Raw genomic sequence first — 16,712 nt, forward strand, 5'->3', positions numbered from 1 at the left:
CCTCAGGCCGCTTTCGGCTGTTTTTCATAGAGGAAGTGCAGGATCTGCTGACGCATGTGGTGATACCGGCTATCGTCCGCCAGCTGCACCCGGTTGCGCGGGCGCGGCAGGTCGACGCGCAGGATCTCCCCCACCGTCGCCGCCGGGCCGTTGGTCATCATCAGCACCCGGTCCGAGAGCAGCACCGCCTCGTCGACGTCGTGAGTAATCAACACAATGGTGGTATTAAGCGCCTGCTGGATGTTCATCACGGAGTCCTGCAGATGGGCACGGGTCAGGGCATCAAGCGCGCCGAACGGCTCATCCATTAGCAGAACTTTTGGCTTCATGGCCAGCGCCCGGGCGATGCCGACACGCTGCTTCATGCCGCCCGAGATCTCCCCCGGGCGCTTGTGCAGGGCGTGCCCCATCTGCACGCGGTCGAGATTGTGCTCAATCCACTCTTTACGCTCAGCCTTGCTCATGGTGCGGCGAAAGACCTGATCCACCGCCAGCGCCACGTTGTCGAAGCAGGTGAGCCACGGCAGCAGGGAGTGATTCTGGAAGACCACCGCCCGCTCCGGTCCCGGCCCGGCAATTTCGCGGTTATCGCAAATCAGTCCCCCTTCGGTGGGCAACGTAATCCCGGCAATCAGATTTAGCAGGGTCGATTTCCCGCAGCCGGAGTGGCCAATCAGACTGACGGTTTCCCCTTCTTGGATATCGAACGAGACATTCTGCAGCGCCAGAAACTCGCCGCTGGCGGTGGAAAAACGCTGGCTAACGGCCTGGACCTGAATTAATGGTTTCATGTGCGCTCCTTATTTATCCTGCCAGCTGAAGCGGCGGGCGATGAGCATCAGCCCCTGCTCCAGCAGTAACCCGACCACGCCGATAATGACGATGGCGATGAGAATGTTTTCAACGTTGAGGTTGTTCCACTCGTTCCAGATCCAGAAGCCGATACCCAGTCCGCCGGTTAGCATCTCGGCGGCGACAATCACCAGCCAGGCAATACCAATTGAGAGGCGCACCCCGGTGAGTACCGCAGGCAATACGGCGGGGAAGAGAATCCGGCGCATCACGGTCCACTCGGAGAGTTGCAGCACCCGCGCCACGTTGAGGTAGTCCTCCGGTATGCGGCGTACCCCCTCGGCGGTGTTGATCACCATCGGCCAGATAGAGCAGATAAAAATGGTCCAGCTGGAGGCCGGTTCGGCTTTCTGGAATAGCAGCAGACCAATCGGCAGCCAGGCCAGCGGACTGACCGGCCGCAGCAGTGCGACAAGCGGGGTGAACATGCGTGAGAAGAAGACAAAACGGCCAATCAGGAAGCCAAGAGGGATCCCCACCAGCGCGGCGAGGCCGAAACCCACCGCCACGCGCTGCAGCGAGGCCAGCACATTCCAGCCGATACCCATGTCGTTTGGCCCGTCACGATAGAACGGATCTGCAAACAGGGTTCGCGCCGACTCCAGAGTGCTGAGCGGCGTAGGGAAACCTTTACTGTTGATGGCGGCCAGCTGCCAGCAGAGCACCAGTAACCCAAGACCCAGTACGGCCGGGATAAGCTGTTGTAAAAAATCGTTCATTTGGCGGGCAAATGCCGGGGCGCGCCGACGCACCTGAACCGGCGGCAGCGTAATGACTTCCCCGGTGACGGGCGTCTCCACCGCCGCTTTGGTGTTTTGCAGATGTTTCATATCAGGCCTCCGTACGGTGAATGGCAAAATTGCGGGCATAGGCTTTCGGATCGGTTCCGTTCCAGACGGTGCCGTCCATCAGGGTGCTGCTGCGCATGGGTGAAGTGGGTGCGGTGATCCCGCCGACTGCCGTGGCGGCCTCCTGCCAGATATCAGTGCGATTGATGCGGCTGGCGAGAGCGGCATAGTCCGGGTCGCTTTTCAACAACCCCCAACGGCGGAACTGGGTCAAAAACCACATGCCATCGGAGTGCCAGGGATAGCTGACTGCCCCCTCGTCAAAAAAGCGGATCGGGTGACTGTCCTGCCAGCGGTCGCCAAGGCCGTTGTCGTACGCCCCCAACATTCGGCCCGTGAGATACTGCTCTTTCGTATTGAGCCAGGCCCGGCGGGCAAGAATTTGCGCGGTTTCGCGTTTATTCTCCGGCGAGGCGTCGATCCAGCGTTGCGCCTCCATTACGGCACAGACCAGCGCCCGGGCGGTATTGGGGTGCTGCGCTACCCATGCGCTGCGGGTACCAAGAATTTTTTCAGGGTGATCTGGCCAGATCGCCTGGCTGGTGGCGGCGGTAAAACCAATTCGGTCGTTGATGGCGCGGGCGTTCCACGGCTCGCCGACGCAAAAGCCCACCATGTTGCCGATGCGCATGTTCATCACCATCTGCGGCGGCGGCACCACCACGGTGCGCACGTCGTCAAAGGGGTTAATTCCCGCGCTTGCCAGCCAGTAGTAGAGCCACATGGCATGCGTGCCGGTGGGAAAGGTATGGGCGAAGGTGTAGGTTCCCGGCGCCTGCTGAGAGACCTGCTTGTGCAGCCCTTCGGCATCCCGTATCCCCTGCTCCGCCAGATCCATCGACAGGGTAATAGCCTGGCCGTTCTGGTTCAGGGTCATCAGGTTCGCCATCGGCGTGGCCTTACCGGCAATCCCCAGCTCCAGGCCATACAGCAGGCCATAGAGAATGTGGGCCGCGTCCAGCTCGCCGGCGACCAGCTTGTCTCGCACCGCCGCCCAGCTCGCCTCTTTGGTGGGCACGATGGTGATCCCATATTTTTTATCGAACCCTTTGAGGGCCGCGATAGCCACCGGGGCGCAGTCCGTCAGCGGAATAAATCCGACGCGTACGGTTTCCAGTTCTGGCTTATCTGAGCCTGCAGCCCAGGCCGCCTGCATGATGCCGGGTAACATCATTGCCCCGCCTGCCAGCGCGCTGGCCTGTAAAAATCGCCGTCTCGTCCACTCCACCATGCCCACTCCTGAAAAAAAGCCAAAAAAAAAGCGTCCGACAGTGCCGAAGCACTGCAGGACGCCTTTATCCCGAAGACTGACGCGCCGCCGTTGGCGCGTCGTCGAAAAATGGTTAATGAGTTAATGCAAAGGTGATGCCAGCTTTTAACGGCTTCATTTCCGGGCTTTTTCACGCCAGGCGGAAGCAAAACGCACCCCAACCATGCAGCAAATGCCCACAGACCGTGCAACTACTCCTTTGGTGTTACCTGCCAGAGTGCTTTCACGGTGAGCAGCGCACGGGCGATATCCACCATGCGCTGGTTCTTGTCCATCGCCATCTTACGCAGCTGACACCAGGCCTGATCTTCGCTCATCTGCTGATGAGTCATCAGCACGCTTTTGGCTTTATCGATGATCTTGCGCTCCTCCAGGGTGTCGCGCATCGATGCCAGCTGCTGCGATAGCTGCTCTATCTCGCGCGCCTGCTGGCGAACCAGCGGTAAGAGTGGCTGAACAGGATAGTGGCCGAGGGGCTCATTGACCGCCGCAGCTTCCGGCGGGTAGTCGTCGGCGAGGGTAATCAGCCGATCGACGGCAATCATCAGATCGGCAATGAGCAGCTCTTCCTGGCTGCGCAGGTGTTCCAGCCGCTCGGTCAGCAGTGAAAACCAGTGCAGCGCCAGCACGCCGTTGTCCGCAGCAGGCTGTCGGGTGCAGGCCAGACGACGCAGCTGTTCCGCCTCCGCGCCGGGGGTGCTTAAGGTGAAATGCTCCTGCAACTGCTGAGGGGTAAGTGAGAGAAAAACGTCAAAACAGGCCTGCTGACCGTCGATGCGGTCCACCAGCGTCTGGCGCATCTCGTCGCTGAAGAAGCCCTGCGTAAAGCCGATGGCCCCCAGCGCCCGCTCCTGCCCGACCAGCTCTTTGCCCTGCATCAGACTATAAAGGGCAACAAAACGGCCCGCGATTTGCGGATCGTCAATGCTATCATTGAGTTGCGGCACGATACTGAGCAGGTAGCGCAGCGTGCGGCTATAGTGCTCCATGGCGCGGTCAGCCGCCAGGGTGCGGGCCATAATCTGTTCGCGCAGCGTGGGCAACTGTTCAAGATGATGCAGGGCATGGGCCACGCGCTCACAGAGCGCGGCGCTGGCCATCAGCGGTGAGCCCAGCGCCTGTTGTAAAGCGAGCAGCTGTTCATCCACCAGCGCGCGGCTGGCTTTACACTCCGGGGCATACAGCGCACCCTGTGAACAGAGCCAGATATTCGAGGCGCCGCGTTCGCACTGGAGCATATGCGCCAGATGGCTAATGCGGCTGACCAGCGTACCCAGCTGTGCCAGTTTGCAGAGCTGCTGTTTACGCATCAATTTTGCGTGCTGTAACCATTCGGTGGCGCCGGGTGGACTGCCCGTTCTTTTCATCATGCTTACTCTCCCGGGTCGTTGGTATCAGGATCAGTAAGCAATAACCGTGCCTTATCATTTAACAGGAGAAATTATGCAGAAGATTGTGATTATCGCCAACGGGGCGGCCTACGGAAGTGAATCCCTGTTCAACAGCCTGCGTCTGGCCATTGCCCTGCGTGAACAGGACAACGCGCCGGAGCTGAAGCTGTTTTTAATGTCTGATGCGGTCACGGCAGGTCTGCGCGGCCAGAAGCCTGCGGAGGGGTATAACATTCAGCAAATGCTGGAGATCCTGACGGCGCAAAATGTGCCGGTTAAACTCTGCAAAACTTGCACCGATGGGCGTGGCATCACGGCGTTACCGCTGATTGACGGCGTGGAGATCGGGACGCTGGTTGAGTTGGCGCAGTGGACTCTGTCCGCCGATAAAGTATTAACTTTCTAATAATAACCTTCCGTAGATATATTTTTCTTATGGACGCGGTTGCAGCATCAAGTTTGCCTCTGGGTTGCCGATAGGCTCTTTACAATCACTCAGCAGGTATTTCATTTATGTTCAGGTCAATTCGCGCACGCATTATCGCGGCGGCAGTCGGGTGTCTGTTCGTCGCGTTACTTCTTAACACCGTAATCAACTACCAGGTCACCCGCCTGGATAACCTGCAAACACAGCGCGATATGCTCGCCAGCAGCGGCTCTAGCCATAGCCTCGCCATTGGCGACTGGGTTGCGACCAAAATGACCGCGATTACCTCCTTGCAAAACGTGGCCCTGACCGAAGATCCAGTACCGGTCTTCAAACAGCTGGCGCAGGCAGCGGGTTTTAGTAACGTCTATGTGGGCTATGCGACGAAAACCGCGAAATTTTCTGACCCGACCGGCGTGCCCGCCGATTACGACCCCACCGTACGCCCGTGGTATCAGCAGGTGCTGAATGCCGACGCACCGGCGGTAACGGCCCCCTACGTGGATGCCGGCACCGGTAAACTGGTGGTCACCTTCGCAGTACCGGTTAAAGAGAACGGGACGCTGAAAGCCGTCGTGGCGGGGGATGTGGTGATGGACAGCGTGGTGGCGAACGTGCGCGAGATCCATCCCACGCCGGCCAGCAGCGGCCTGCTGGTCAACAGCGATGGCAGCGTCATTGCCGCCAGCGATCCGGCTCTGACGCTGAAACCCTTTGCAGAAGCCATCAGCGGTGCCGACCTCAATGCCCTGAAAAAAGGGGACACCTCTACCGGCCTGCTGAAAGGTGCCGAGAAGAACTTTGCCGCCACGCCGATCCCGGGTACCCAGTGGATGCTGGTGGTGGCTTTGGATCAGCACGATGCCACCAGCGGTATGCGCTCGATGCTGAAAGCCTCCGCCCTGTCGCTGGTGATTTTGATCCTGCTCGCCGGCGCGGTAGTGCACGTCACCATTGCCCGCCTGCTTAAACGCCTGTCGGAAATTCGCGACGCCATGCACGCCATCGCCAACGGCACCAACGATCTCTCCCAGCGCCTGCCAGAGCAAGGCCAGGACGAAGTGGCCGAGATTGCCCACGCCTTTAACGCCTTTAGCGACAAGCTGTCGGTGGTGATGGCCCAGCTGCGCGACGCCAGCGCGTCGGTGAAAACCGCCGCCCAGGAGATTGCCGCCGGGAACCATGACCTTTCTGGTCGCACCGAGCAGGCGGCTTCAAGCCTGCGTGAAACCGCCAGCGCTGTCGAGCAGATCACCGCCTCGGTGGCGCAGTCGACGGAGTCGGCGGTACAAGCAAACGATCAGGCCTCCCGCGCCACCGAAGCCGCCTCGCGCGGTGGCAATGTGGTGTCTCAGGCGATCACCACCATGCAGTCTATTGAGAGCGCCTCGGCCAAAATTGGGGATATCACCAGCGTCATTGACGGTATTGCCTTCCAGACCAATATTCTGGCGCTGAATGCCTCGGTGGAAGCGGCGCGCGCCGGTGAGCAAGGGCGTGGGTTTGCTGTGGTGGCGGGCGAAGTGCGTAATCTGGCCAGCCGCAGCGCCCAGGCGGCGAAAGAGATCAAATCCCTGATCGACTCAACCACCCAGAGTGTGGCTACCGGCTCGCGTTATGTGCACCTGGCGGGTGAGAGCATGCAGGAGATCGTGGCCAGTATCGGCAGTGTGTCCGGCATCATGCACCAGATCACCGTCGCCACTCACGAGCAGATGAAAGGGATTCAGGAGATTAACCACGCGGTGAATCATCTTGACCGGATGGTGCAGCAGAACGCCGAGCTGGTTGTACAATCTGCCGCTGCCGCCAGCGCACTGCAGGGCCAGGCGGGCGAACTGGCTGAGACGGCTGGGCATTTCCGCATTTAATCTTAATCTGACGCGCATTCACCGTGAAAATGCGCGTCAGTGAAGCCCTTTCAGAAAGATTGTCATTTTTGTTTAAGGCTTATTCTTTTTTTTGATCAAAATCAGCACTCCAACCCCACCCCTTTGGTGTTATGCAGCGAGTGGATTGTGAACAACATCACGCTCAGGATTAACCGCAGGGAGCGCGTTTTTTCGCATAACGGGGTAAAAAATGGCACTGGTAAAAACAAGTTTAAAACTCTTTGGTGGGGATACGGTGGTGGTGCGCTGCTCAGAGCGTTGTCATATCCATCTGATGAACAGCAAGGCGCCGCAGAAAACGCAGGCAGATATACTCAGCGTACAAAACCGGGATAATGCCTGGCTGACGGTGCCCTATACCGGCACCTGGGAGGTGTTAATCGATAGCCATAGCCAGTCGCTGGAGCATTCGATTAGTTTTGTGGCTGCTTAAAACGAAAACGCCCGGCTTCCCGGGCGTTTTTTCAGGCGTAGCCAGGCCGCAGATGGCTCTCCGGCGGGGTACAATCCAGTAATGCTCGCACCTTCATTACCAGCTCATTCAGACACTCATCCTGCATTCCCAGACGCGTCAGCTCCTGGTCGAGTGAGAAGAGATATTGTGCGTTCGTGCCCAGCGGCCCGCTGGCGGCAGCGATCAACGGGGCGATAACCTGCGTGCGGGTATCAGATTCATACAGAGGATGCCGCGGATCCATAATGAACACCAGCGCGTTAACGGTACGACCATCGTCGAGTTCCAGTTTGCACCAGCTCGGCATATAGCAGCCGGTGATCATCTCGCGTTTCCACAGCAGCGCCAGCTCCTCTTCAAGAGCGGTATCGGGTAGACGGTAGGCCACCCCCGTGGTGCGTCCGCCCTCTTTCAGTGCAAGCATGCGTCCCGGCTGACAGGCGCTGCCGCGTCCTGCCGTCAGGCGCAGACAGAACGCACGGTGCCAGCCCGGTAGCGTACCGGTGGCCGACTCGACAAATTCCAGCGCCGGGTTCCACATTAACGAACCATAGCCGAAGATCCAGACCGGACCCGCGTCCGGACGGCAGGCCAGCGTGGCCGCAAGCGACGCCGCACGCTGTTCAGCCGACCAGAGAAGCGACTCTTCAATCGCACCGAAGGCCGTTTTGCAATCGGCCTTCATTAAGAAATCTCGCGTTAACACATTGCACCTCCGCCACTGCATGCCTCCTTGCGACAACTTTTTTTGAACCATCCAGGTCTTTTTACTGCTCATTTAGAAAGCAGTTCCAGTGACGATATGCAATTCCCTCGCCGCTTGCAACCCGGCGCTAGATTAATCGCCTTATTCGTCAAAGTTTGCAGTGTTGGGGTGTGATAGCGCTCACGCCTGACGCGCGTTTAGCGCTTTTTATGCCACTTATCGTCCTCTCCCTTCTCATAATCCTGCTTAACGGCGGCCCAGGCGACCTTATGCGCCGTCTCCTCCCGGCTGTCATCACCCCGGCGATCATCCTTATCTTTATATTGATCCCAGGCGCTATTGAAGGCCTCTTTATAGATCTCCTGCGCATGGGCAGGAAGCACATGCTGAACGCTATCGGGTAAATCGCTTTTTGATTTATAGGGCATTGTGAACCTCTCTTTTTCTGAACTTATTAAGTGTGGTAGACAACGCCAAATGGCGCCAGAAAAAGAAAGTAACTGTTAGAAAACGATTTATAATTAATTGTTATTCATTATTTATTTAGAAAAGATGCTGAATAATAGCTTCTTTGCCCTAAATATCTTAAAAACCGTAAAATCAAGTAAAGCATCATCAGAAATTGACTGAATTCTGTTAACTTATTGACCTTCAGTTTCTATCTATAATTACAAGCACCTGCATTGATGGAGAAACACATGACAACCACACATGAGGCGGTTAAGACCCGCCACAAGGAGACGTCACTCATTTTCCCGGTGCTGGCACTGGCTGTGCTGTACTTCTGGGGAAGCACACAGTCACTGCCAGTGGTCATCGGCATTAATATCCTGGCGCTGGTGGGGATCCTTTCTAGCGCATTCAGCGTGGTGCGCCATGCGGATGTTCTGGCCCACCGTCTCGGCGAACCTTACGGCTCGCTCATTTTAAGCCTTTCCGTTGTTATTCTGGAAGTTAGCCTGATTTCCGCGCTGATGGCGACGGGCGACGCCGCGCCGACATTAATGCGCGATACGCTCTATTCCATCATCATGATTGTGACCGGCGGCCTGGTGGGCTTTTCGCTGCTGCTGGGTGGGCGCAAATTTGCCACCCAGTATATGAACCTGTTCGGTATCAAACAGTATCTGATCGCCCTCTTCCCGCTGGCGATTATTGTGCTGGTCTTTCCGATGGCGTTACCGGGCGGCAACTTCACCACCGGGCAAGCCCTGCTGGTGGCGCTGATCTCGGCGGCCATGTATGGCGTGTTCCTGCTTATTCAGACCAAAACGCACCAGAGTCTGTTCGTCTATGAACATGAAGATGACGGCGATGATCCGCACCACGGTAAGCCTTCCGCCCACAGTAGCCTGTGGCATGCCGTCTGGCTAATCGTGCATCTGATTGCCGTGATTGCGGTGACCAAAATGAATGCCAATCCGCTGGAGGCGCTGCTCACTGAGCTGAACGCGCCGGTGGCCTTCACTGGCTTCCTGGTGGCGCTGTTGATACTCTCCCCGGAAGGGCTGGGTGCGCTGAAAGCGGTATTGAATAACCAGGTGCAGCGCGCCATGAACCTCTTCTTCGGTTCAGTGCTCGCCACCATCTCCCTGACGGTACCCGTGGTGACCCTGATTGCCTTTATCACCGGCAATGAGCTGCAGTTCGCTCTGGGCGCACCAGAGATGATCGTAATGGTCGCCTCGCTGCTGCTGTGCCAGATTTCCTTCTCTACCGGGCGTACCAACGTGCTGAACGGTGCCGCGCATATGGCCCTGTTTGCCGCCTACCTGATGACAATATTCGCCTGAGTGCGTGTCTGGCTTCAGGCCAAAAAAAACCCGCCGAGGCGGGTTTTTTTTATTAGTTGCTGGTATCCAGCTCTTCAAAGTTCTTGACCAGATCGTCAATCGCTTTGATCTGTTTCAGGAATGGCTCCAGCTTATCCAAAGGCAGCGCGGACGGGCCATCGCATTTCGCGTTGGCTGGATCCGGGTGCGCTTCGATAAACAGACCGGCCAGACCGGTTGCCATCCCGGCGCGCGCCAGTTCAGTCACCTGGGCGCGACGGCCGCCAGACGCGGCACCAAACGGGTCGCGGCACTGCAGCGCGTGGGTGACGTCAAAGATCACCGGCGACTGGTTAGAGACGTTCTTCATAACGCCAAAGCCCAGCATATCGACAACCAGGTTGTCATAACCGAAGTTCGCCCCACGGTCACACAGAATAACCTTGTCGTTACCGCCTTCGATGAACTTATCGACGATATTCCCCATCTGACCAGGGCTTACGAACTGCGGCTTCTTCACGTTAATTACGGCGCCGGTCTTCGCCATCGCTTCGACCAGGTCGGTCTGACGGGCAAGGAACGCAGGCAGCTGAATGACGTCAACCACGTCTGCGACTGGCTGCGCCTGTGCGGATTCGTGTACGTCGGTAATGATCTTCACGCCGAAAGTCTGCTTCAGCTCCTGGAAAATTTTCATCCCCTCTTCCAGGCCCGGGCCGCGGTAAGAGTGAATAGAGGAGCGGTTGGCTTTATCAAAAGAGGCTTTGAACACATACGGGATGCCCAGCTTCTGGGTCACGGTCACGTAGTGTTCGCAGATGCGCATGGCGAGGTCACGAGACTCCAGAACGTTCATGCCGCCGAACAGCACGAACGGCAGGTCGTTCGCTACATTAATGTCGCCAATGCTAACCACTTTTTGTTTCATAGGATTGCCTTATTCAAAGGTGAATCGGAATTATGATTAATGCAGTGTAATCGGTTTGTGCGCGATGGAGTTGATCTGCGCGCGAATCATCTCGCTGATCGGATCTTCCGGGCACTGTTCCACGAAATAGCTCAGATCGTTCAGCGCGACGTGGTCGCACTCCAGTTGAACGTAAATCAGGCCACGATCGCGGATTTCATAAGGGTCTTCCGGATTGAACTGTAACAGCACTTCACTGGCCCGTAAGGCCAGCTCCATCTGCCGCTCTTCCATCAGTGCGGACTTGAGGGTATCCAGCAATTTGCGGATCACCTCGGCGTTGTCGGCTTCGTCCAGATCTTCATTGAACAGCTCAGCCACCGGGCTGATGTTCCCCTTTAACCAGACGTCGAGGGTGTGCTCGTTGAGCGTCTCGCCGTTAAAGGGATTGATTAACCACATTTCGCCGTCCAGCCACTCGCCGCGCAGGATCATCTGCGTCGGGAAAATGACCGGCACCAGTGGAATATCCAGACGGTGGGCCACCCACAGGAAAATGGCCCCCAGCGACACCGCGCTTCCCTGGCGGTGTTTCAGAACCTGGTCCAGCCACAGGGCATCCGACAGACGATAAACGCCACGTTTATCGCCGAATCCCCATTCGCCATAGAAAAGCGAAATCAGCTTTTCCAGTTGCCACTCCTGTGGACGTGCTTCGCTAATTTCTTCGCGCGCCAGGCTGGCGAGATGTTCCAGTTCATCGTAGACATACTGCGCGTTGAAATCATCGCGGATTATCTCGGATATCTGGACCATTCCATCGCACAACGGCACTTTGTTAAATTCGAAATCGGCTAAGGACTTCATACTTACCCCAGTAACGGTATTCTTGTGGTGGCGAGTTTAATGATGATGTACAGCACCACCAGCCCCAGCAAAAAGGCGATAAACCCCGCCTGCTGGCTGCGCGGACGACGTCGCCCCAGCGCAATAAAACCCAAAACGATGTAGATGATAACGCCAAACAGCTTCTCAGTCAGCCATCCCCCTTCTTGCGTAAAGGGCAGATAGCCCGTTTTCCACATTAAACCGACCCCGGAAAGAAACAGGACGGTATCAACGCAGTGCGGCGCAACGCGTACCCAGCGGGCGTTTATCAGCGCATTATTGCTGTAACGCCACCAGTACCGCAGGATGAAAAAACTGATGGTGAGTACCACGGCAGAAATATGCAGGGTGATTAACAGACTGAAACTCATGCCCGTTTTCCCAGCGTCAGGCGTTCATTGCCGCCGTAGTCACGACAGGTCTCCACCGAGGTATAGCCTGCCGCGCAAAAAAGTTCGCGTACCGCTTCGCCCTGCGTCCAGCCGTGCTCCAGTAACAGCCAGCCGTCTGGCTGCAAGTGGTGACGCGCTCTGGTAATGATGTGGTCAAGATCGGCCAGCCCCGCATTGGCCGCCACCAGTGCGGTCAGCGGCTCAAAGCGCACATCGCCCTGCGACAGATGCGGGTCGAGCTCATCGATATAGGGCGGATTGCTGACGATCATTGAGAATGTCTGGTTGCCCAGCGCACTGAACCAGCTACTGCAAAGGACGGTGACGTTGCTTAAGGCGTGGCGGGCCACATTGCGTTGCGCCAGCGCCACCGCATCGGGCATCAGGTCGACGGCGGTGATAGCGCAATCGGGCCGCTCGCTGGCCAGGGCCAACGCGATGGCACCGGTACCGGTGCCGAGATCGAGAATCTCGCAGGGGGTTGCAGGCAGACGCGCCAGCGCCTGCTCCACCAGACACTCGGTATCCGGACGCGGGATCAGCGTGGCCGCAGAGACATACAACGGTAGCGACCAGAACTCACGCTCGCCGACCAGATGCGCCACCGGCTCGCCGGTTTTGCGTCGGGCCAGCAGTTCATCCAGCTGTGCCTGCTGTTCAGCCGTCAGTGGCGTTTCACCGAACGCGAGAATATAGGTGCGTGCCTTGCCGGTCACATGCTCCAGCAGGATCTCGGCGTCGCGGCGGGGGCTTTCGCTCTCCGCCAGCGCTGCAATAGCCTGCTGTAGCCAGTGGTGAAAATCCATTAATCCTGCTCTGCCAGCGCCGCCAGCTGATCGGCCTGGTACTCCTGCACGATGGGCTCAATCAGGGCGTCGAGCTTGCCTTCCATGGTCTCATCCAGACGATAGATGGTGAGGTTAATACGGTGGTCAGTCACGCGACCCTGCGGGAAGTTGTAGGTACGGTTACGATCGCTGCGATCGCCGCTACCCAGCAGGTTACGGCGGGTAGAGGCTTCGGCCTGCTGGCGTTTTGCCACCTCAGCCGCATGGATACGCGCACCCAGCACCGACAGCGCTTTGGCTTTGTTTTTGTGCTGTGAACGTTCATCCTGACACTCCACCACGATCCCGGTGGGCAGGTGGGTAATACGGATTGCAGAATCGGTGGTGTTAACGTGCTGGCCACCCGCGCCGGAGGAGCGGAAGGTATCGATACGCAGATCGGCCGGGTTGATGTCCGGCAGTTCCGCTTCAGGCAGTTCCGGCATCACCGCCACGGTGCAGGCGGAGGTATGGATACGGCCCTGAGATTCAGTCGCCGGCACGCGCTGCACGCGATGGCCGCCAGATTCAAACTTCAGACGGCCATAAGCACCGTCACCGCTGATCTTGGCGATCACCTCTTTATAGCCACCGTGTTCGCCCTCGCTGGCGCTCATGATCTCCACGCGCCAGCGACGGGACTCCGCATAACGGCTGTACATCCGGAACAGATCGCCGGCAAAAAGCGCCGCTTCATCACCGCCGGTTCCGGCGCGCACTTCCACAAACGCATTGCGTTCGTCGTCCGGATCTTTTGGCAACAACAGCACCTGCAGCTCTTGTTCCATCTCTTCGGAACGGGCCCTGGCCTCCTGCAGCTCTTCCTGCGCCATTTCGCGCATTTCCGGATCGTCGAGCATCATCTGCGCCGTTTCAATATCTTCCTGAACCTGCTGCCAGGCGGTAAAGCAACGCGCAACATCGCTCAGCTGCGCATATTCACGCGACAGCGCGCGAAAACGCTCCTGATCGGCAATGGTCGCGGCATCGCCGAGCAGAGCCTGAACTTCTTCATGACGCTCGTGCAGAGCTTCCAGTTTGGCGACGATAGAGGGCTTCATAGGCGTAAGTGCACCTTGTTATATAATTGGGGGTAGAGGGCGCTATTCCAGCCCGAGGCTGTCGCGCAGAATATTCAGGCGTTCGTCATCCCCGTCACGGGCGGCCTGTTGAAGTGATTTGGTTGGTGCATGGATAAGACGATTCGTCAGTTTCCACGCCAGATCCTGCATGATGACCTGCGGATCGCCGCCCTGTTCGAGGGCTGCCATCGCTTTTGCCGTCAGTTCATTGCGAACCTGTTCAGCCTGGCCACGGTATTCACGGATAGTCTGGCTGGCGCTTTGTGCCCGCAGCCAGGCCATAAATTCGCTGGTTTCTTGCTCGACAATAGTCTCTGCCTGCACCGCCGCCGCCTTACGCTGGGCAAGGTTGTGCGAAATGATGCTCTGCAGATCGTCCACGCTGTATAAATACGCGTTAGCCAGCTTGCCTACTTCCGGTTCGACATCGCGCGGGACGGCGATGTCCACCAGCAGCATCGGCTGATTACGACGCGATTTTAGGGCGCGCTCCACCATGCCTTTGCCAATAATGGGCAGCGGGCTGGCGGTAGAGCTGATAATAATATCCGCCTCCTGCAGGCGCGCGTCGATATCGCTCAACGAGACCACTTCGGCCCCGACCTCCTCTGCCAGCGCTTGCGCACGTTCGCGGGTGCGGTTGGCGATGATCATCTTTTTGACTTTATGTTCGCGCAGGTGACGGGCGACCAGCTCAATGGTCTCCCCTGCGCCAACCAGTAAAACAGTGACCGTGGAGAGCGATTCAAAGATTTGACGCGCCAGAGTACAGGCAGCAAAAGCAACAGATACCGCACTGGCACCAATGTCGGTTTCGGTTCGCACTCGCTTGGCGACAGAGAATGATTTCTGGAACATGCGCTCCAGTTCGCTGGCCTTCAGATGCCCCTTCTGGGAGTCCGCAAAGGCTTTTTTAACCTGTCCGAGGATCTGAGGCTCGCCAAGCACCAGCGAATCCAGGCCGCTGGCGACGCGCATTAAATGGCTGACCGCGTCGTTGTCGTGGTGCCAGTAAAGGCTATTTCGCAGCTCATCTTCGTTCAGATTATGGTATTCACATAGCCAGCGAATGAGCGCTTCGTGCAGGTTATCCTGCTCCTCTACGCTCAGGTACAGCTCGGTACGGTTGCACGTCGACAGCACCACGCCGCCCTGCACCATCGGTTGGGCAAGGAGGCTCTCCAGCGCCTGGTCGAGATTATCCGGCGAAAACGTAACGCGTTCTCGCAGTGAAACCGGGGCTGTTTTGTGGTTAATACCGAGTGCTAAAAGGGTCATGTGAGCGGGAGTAGTACCAGCGTTAATAAGGTTAGCAGGTCGCATCATACAGGATGCGCGAGATCAATAAAAGAGACAGCCCCCTTTCGGAGTAATAGCTTAGATCGCGCTTTGAGATAATTTGAACGTAGACGCTACCACGACGGGACGCTAGCATTAACAGTTATAACTGCCACGTATCTCAAGGATTTGTCATCATTATGACCAGAATGATTCGCCTGCTGCCCCTGGCCGCGCTGGTGCTTACTGCATGTTCGATTACTCCGCCAAAAGGTCCGGGTAAAAGCCCTGATTCGCCTCAGTGGCGCCAGCATCAGCAAGAGGTGCGTTCGTTAAACCAATACCAGACCCGTGGCGCCTTCGCCTACCTGTCCGATCAGCAGAAAGTCTACGCCCGCTTCTTCTGGCAACAGACCGGCCAGGATCGCTATCGTCTGCTGCTGCTGAACCCGCTGGGCAGCACCGAAATGGAACTGCTTGCCCAGCCCGGTACCGTGCAGATCACCGACAATAAAGGGCAGAAATATAGCGGAACGGACGCGGAAGAGATGATTGGTAAGCTGACCGGCATGCCGATCCCCATCAGCAGCCTGCGTCAGTGGATCCTGGGTCTGCCGGGCGATGCCACCGATTACAAACTCGACGACCAGTATCGCCTGAGCCAGGTAAACTACAGCCAGAATGGTAAAAACTGGAAAGTGGTTTATGGCGGCTATGACAGCAGCGGTAAAACGGCGCTACCCTCCAGCCTGGAGCTGACCGAGGGCAGCCAGCGTATCAAGCTGAAAATGGATAACTGGATTGTCAAATGATGACCCACTGGCCCTCTCCTGCAAAACTGAACCTGTTTTTATACATTACAGGACAGCGTGCCGATGGTTATCACACGCTTCAGACGTTATTCCAGTTTGTTGATTATGGCGACACGCTCTCCATTGCGTTGCGCCAGGATGGGCAACTCAACTTGCTGACCCCTGTTGAAGGGGTGGAAAACGAAGACAACCTGATTGTGCGTGCGGCGCGCCTTCTGATGAACGCGGCGCAGCAGTCCGGTCGCCTGCCCGCCGGAAGCGGCGCGGATATTCGCGTTGAGAAGCGTCTGCCGATGGGCGGTGGACTGGGCGGCGGGTCGTCTAACGCCGCCACGGTGCTGGTGGTGTTGAATCATCTTTGGGGCTGCGGGCTCTCTGACGATGAGCTGGCCGAACTGGGCCTGACTCTTGGCGCCGATGTCCCGGTCTTTGTGCGGGGTCACGCGGCCTTTGCCGAAGGGGTGGGCGAAGTGCTCACGCCAGTGAATCCGCCGGAAAAGTGGTACCTGGTGGCCCATCCTGGCGTCAGCATTCCGACGCCAGTCATTTTCAAGGATCCGGGGCTAACACGTAATACGCCGGTGCGGTCAATAGAAACGTTATTAAATTGTGAATTCAGCAATGATTGCGAGGATATCGCAAGAAAACGTTTTCGCGAGGTTGATGCGGCGCTTTCCTGGCTGTTAGAATACGCGCCGTCGCGCCTGACTGGCACAGGAGCCTGTGTCTTTGCTGAATTTGACACAGAGACTGCTGCACGTCAGGTGCTCGAGCTGGCCCCGGAATGGCTGCACGGTTTTGTGGCGCGAGGTGTGAACATCTCCCCGCTACGACAGGCCATTCTGGCGCAACCTGAGTTTCGGTGACAACGTCACCCTGTTCCAGACGTTGCATCGCGCTCTTTAATACACCGC

General features: G+C 57.5%; 18 protein-coding genes. 6 read left to right on the forward strand and 12 right to left on the reverse strand.

The features are described 5' to 3' along the window. Positions 1-2 precede the first annotated feature (2 nt). The 4 genes from B2Q93_RS13950 to nasR form a co-directional block, all read right to left on the reverse strand. On the reverse strand, positions 3-791 hold the full coding sequence (locus B2Q93_RS13950; RefSeq protein WP_286933529.1) for an ABC transporter ATP-binding protein: 789 nt from the start codon (positions 789-791) through the stop codon (positions 3-5). 9 nt (positions 792-800) lie between these two features. After that, positions 801-1,682, reverse strand: coding sequence for a nitrate ABC transporter permease (gene ntrB, locus B2Q93_RS13955; protein ID WP_286933533.1), 882 nt, complete (start codon positions 1,680-1,682; stop codon positions 801-803). 1 nt (position 1,683) lies between these two features. Further along, on the reverse strand, positions 1,684-2,931 hold the full coding sequence (locus B2Q93_RS13960; protein WP_046885187.1) for a CmpA/NrtA family ABC transporter substrate-binding protein: 1,248 nt from the start codon (positions 2,929-2,931) through the stop codon (positions 1,684-1,686). Positions 2,932-3,161: 230 nt separating this feature from the next. Continuing rightward, positions 3,162-4,340: a nitrate regulatory protein NasR gene (nasR, locus tag B2Q93_RS13965; protein ID WP_286933535.1), complete on the reverse strand. Its 1,179-nt coding sequence runs from the start codon at positions 4,338-4,340 to the stop codon at positions 3,162-3,164. 73 nt (positions 4,341-4,413) lie between these two features. On the opposite strand from nasR, the gene B2Q93_RS13970 reads away from it, so the two are divergent. From B2Q93_RS13970 to B2Q93_RS13980, 3 genes are all read left to right on the forward strand, one after another. Continuing rightward, a complete protein-coding gene (locus B2Q93_RS13970; RefSeq protein WP_040075245.1) occupies positions 4,414-4,767 on the forward strand; it encodes a DsrE/DsrF/TusD sulfur relay family protein in 354 nt (117 codons plus the stop codon). 107 nt (positions 4,768-4,874) lie between these two features. Beyond that, positions 4,875-6,659, forward strand: coding sequence for a methyl-accepting chemotaxis protein (locus B2Q93_RS13975; RefSeq protein ID WP_286933537.1), 1,785 nt, complete (start codon positions 4,875-4,877; stop codon positions 6,657-6,659). A 211-nt stretch (positions 6,660-6,870) separates the two neighbouring features. Continuing rightward, positions 6,871-7,113: a DUF1883 domain-containing protein gene (locus tag B2Q93_RS13980; RefSeq protein ID WP_040075243.1), complete on the forward strand. Its 243-nt coding sequence runs from the start codon at positions 6,871-6,873 to the stop codon at positions 7,111-7,113. A 31-nt stretch (positions 7,114-7,144) separates the two neighbouring features. Here the strand turns inward: B2Q93_RS13980 and B2Q93_RS13985 are convergent, their stop codons facing one another. Together B2Q93_RS13985 and chaB are read right to left on the reverse strand one after the other, a co-directional pair. Next, on the reverse strand, positions 7,145-7,840 hold the full coding sequence (locus tag B2Q93_RS13985; protein ID WP_040075242.1) for a gamma-glutamylcyclotransferase: 696 nt from the start codon (positions 7,838-7,840) through the stop codon (positions 7,145-7,147). Positions 7,841-8,037: 197 nt separating this feature from the next. Then, positions 8,038-8,268: a putative cation transport regulator ChaB gene (gene chaB, locus B2Q93_RS13990; protein WP_046885183.1), complete on the reverse strand. Its 231-nt coding sequence runs from the start codon at positions 8,266-8,268 to the stop codon at positions 8,038-8,040. A gap of 270 nt (positions 8,269-8,538) precedes the next feature. Between chaB and chaA the strand changes: the two genes are divergently transcribed. Continuing rightward, positions 8,539-9,633, forward strand: coding sequence for a sodium-potassium/proton antiporter ChaA (gene chaA / locus B2Q93_RS13995; protein WP_046885182.1), 1,095 nt, complete (start codon positions 8,539-8,541; stop codon positions 9,631-9,633). Between the two features lie 52 nt (positions 9,634-9,685). Here the strand turns inward: chaA and kdsA are convergent, their stop codons facing one another. Genes kdsA through hemA form a run of 6 tightly spaced genes read right to left on the reverse strand, consistent with a single transcriptional unit; the run spans position 9,686 to position 14,986 of the window. Then, the gene (gene kdsA / locus B2Q93_RS14000; protein ID WP_040075238.1) at positions 9,686-10,540 is read right to left on the reverse strand and encodes a 3-deoxy-8-phosphooctulonate synthase; all 855 of its coding nucleotides are present in this window, start codon (positions 10,538-10,540) and stop codon (positions 9,686-9,688) included. Positions 10,541-10,576: 36 nt separating this feature from the next. Further along, positions 10,577-11,386 (reverse strand): invasion regulator SirB1, encoded by an 810-nt coding sequence (gene sirB1, locus B2Q93_RS14005; protein ID WP_040075237.1) that lies wholly within the window; start codon positions 11,384-11,386, stop codon positions 10,577-10,579. A 2-nt stretch (positions 11,387-11,388) separates the two neighbouring features. Further along, entirely contained in the window at positions 11,389-11,778 is a 390-nt protein-coding gene (gene sirB2 / locus B2Q93_RS14010) for an invasion regulator SirB2 (RefSeq protein WP_046885181.1), read from the reverse strand. Beyond that, the gene (gene prmC, locus B2Q93_RS14015; protein WP_286782375.1) at positions 11,775-12,605 is read right to left on the reverse strand and encodes a peptide chain release factor N(5)-glutamine methyltransferase; all 831 of its coding nucleotides are present in this window, start codon (positions 12,603-12,605) and stop codon (positions 11,775-11,777) included. The genes sirB2 and prmC overlap by 4 nt, the downstream gene beginning before the upstream one ends. Further along, positions 12,605-13,687, reverse strand: a complete 1,083-nt coding sequence (gene prfA, locus B2Q93_RS14020) for a peptide chain release factor 1 (RefSeq protein ID WP_046885179.1) — start codon at positions 13,685-13,687, stop codon at positions 12,605-12,607. The genes prmC and prfA overlap by 1 nt, the downstream gene beginning before the upstream one ends. 42 nt (positions 13,688-13,729) lie before the next feature. After that, complete coding sequence (gene hemA, locus B2Q93_RS14025; protein ID WP_040075233.1) at positions 13,730-14,986, reverse strand: glutamyl-tRNA reductase; 1,257 nt, start codon at positions 14,984-14,986, stop codon at positions 13,730-13,732. A gap of 200 nt (positions 14,987-15,186) precedes the next feature. Here hemA and lolB point away from each other — a divergent pair, with 200 nt between their 5' ends. Beyond that, positions 15,187-15,798, forward strand: coding sequence for a lipoprotein insertase outer membrane protein LolB (gene lolB / locus B2Q93_RS14030; protein ID WP_040075232.1), 612 nt, complete (start codon positions 15,187-15,189; stop codon positions 15,796-15,798). Continuing rightward, complete coding sequence (gene ispE, locus B2Q93_RS14035) at positions 15,795-16,664, forward strand: 4-(cytidine 5'-diphospho)-2-C-methyl-D-erythritol kinase (RefSeq protein ID WP_040075231.1); 870 nt, start codon at positions 15,795-15,797, stop codon at positions 16,662-16,664. The genes lolB and ispE overlap by 4 nt, the downstream gene beginning before the upstream one ends. Positions 16,665-16,712: the final 48 nt, after the last annotated feature.

The sequence above is a fragment of the Leclercia sp. UBA5958 genome, assembly GCF_002430365.1.
GTDB lineage: Bacteria > Pseudomonadota > Gammaproteobacteria > Enterobacterales > Enterobacteriaceae > Enterobacter > Enterobacter pneumoniae.

Coding starts and splice junctions, on each gene's coding strand:
- B2Q93_RS13950 (WP_286933529.1), bottom strand. CDS start 791: ATGAAACCATTAATTCAGGTCCAGGCCGTTAGCCAGCGTTTTTCCACC.
- ntrB (WP_286933533.1), bottom strand. CDS start 1,682: ATGAAACATCTGCAAAACACCAAAGCGGCGGTGGAGACGCCCGTCACC.
- B2Q93_RS13960 (WP_046885187.1), bottom strand. CDS start 2,931: ATGGTGGAGTGGACGAGACGGCGATTTTTACAGGCCAGCGCGCTGGCA.
- nasR (WP_286933535.1), bottom strand. CDS start 4,340: ATGATGAAAAGAACGGGCAGTCCACCCGGCGCCACCGAATGGTTACAG.
- B2Q93_RS13970 (WP_040075245.1), top strand. CDS start 4,414: ATGCAGAAGATTGTGATTATCGCCAACGGGGCGGCCTACGGAAGTGAA.
- B2Q93_RS13975 (WP_286933537.1), top strand. CDS start 4,875: ATGTTCAGGTCAATTCGCGCACGCATTATCGCGGCGGCAGTCGGGTGT.
- B2Q93_RS13980 (WP_040075243.1), top strand. CDS start 6,871: ATGGCACTGGTAAAAACAAGTTTAAAACTCTTTGGTGGGGATACGGTG.
- chaB (WP_046885183.1), bottom strand. CDS start 8,268: ATGCCCTATAAATCAAAAAGCGATTTACCCGATAGCGTTCAGCATGTG.
- chaA (WP_046885182.1), top strand. CDS start 8,539: ATGACAACCACACATGAGGCGGTTAAGACCCGCCACAAGGAGACGTCA.
- kdsA (WP_040075238.1), bottom strand. CDS start 10,540: ATGAAACAAAAAGTGGTTAGCATTGGCGACATTAATGTAGCGAACGAC.
- sirB1 (WP_040075237.1), bottom strand. CDS start 11,386: ATGAAGTCCTTAGCCGATTTCGAATTTAACAAAGTGCCGTTGTGCGAT.
- sirB2 (WP_046885181.1), bottom strand. CDS start 11,778: ATGAGTTTCAGTCTGTTAATCACCCTGCATATTTCTGCCGTGGTACTC.
- prmC (WP_286782375.1), bottom strand. CDS start 12,605: ATGGATTTTCACCACTGGCTACAGCAGGCTATTGCAGCGCTGGCGGAG.
- prfA (WP_046885179.1), bottom strand. CDS start 13,687: ATGAAGCCCTCTATCGTCGCCAAACTGGAAGCTCTGCACGAGCGTCAT.
- hemA (WP_040075233.1), bottom strand. CDS start 14,986: ATGACCCTTTTAGCACTCGGTATTAACCACAAAACAGCCCCGGTTTCA.
- lolB (WP_040075232.1), top strand. CDS start 15,187: ATGACCAGAATGATTCGCCTGCTGCCCCTGGCCGCGCTGGTGCTTACT.
- ispE (WP_040075231.1), top strand. CDS start 15,795: ATGATGACCCACTGGCCCTCTCCTGCAAAACTGAACCTGTTTTTATAC.